Below are 386 nucleotides of genomic sequence, written 5' to 3'. Positions count from 1 at the left end.
CAACAACTACACTGACCGCTGCTCACAGGTGAGGAATTTCGGCAAGCACACCTGAGGACTTTCGACGAGCGCGATCAGCCGGGCTGGCAGGAGGAACGGCGCCGTAATTTCCATGCTTTGACCTTCGAAGGCGGAGTGTCAGCGCCAGCGGATCTGGTATGCGACTTCTGGACTGAACTCGGCCGCAATACCGCCGCGCGGATTCTCGCTCTGGAGAAGCCCGCCGAGGTGACTCCCGAGCAGTTCATGCGACTGCATGAGGAGGAGGACTACAAGATGATGGAGCGGCTGCGCCATCGCATCGACGGTGGTCAAGTCCAGGGACGTGGTGTACGGGGTCGTCTTGTGATTCTTCGAGATGATGGTTCAAGCGGTCAGTGCCGCAG

General features: G+C 59.6%; 1 pseudogene. It reads left to right on the top strand.

Annotated elements, in window-relative coordinates:
- Positions 1 to 75: 75 nt before the first annotated feature.
- Positions 76 to 306: pseudogene (locus BST14_RS28400) on the top strand (monooxygenase); the annotation flags it as partial.
- Positions 307 to 386: the final 80 nt, after the last annotated feature.

This window comes from Mycobacterium arosiense ATCC BAA-1401 = DSM 45069, assembly GCF_002086125.1.
Taxonomy (GTDB): domain Bacteria; phylum Actinomycetota; class Actinomycetes; order Mycobacteriales; family Mycobacteriaceae; genus Mycobacterium; species Mycobacterium arosiense.
The sequence above is the reverse complement of the archived record's forward strand: the minus strand, read 5'-3'. Positions and strand labels throughout refer to the sequence as shown.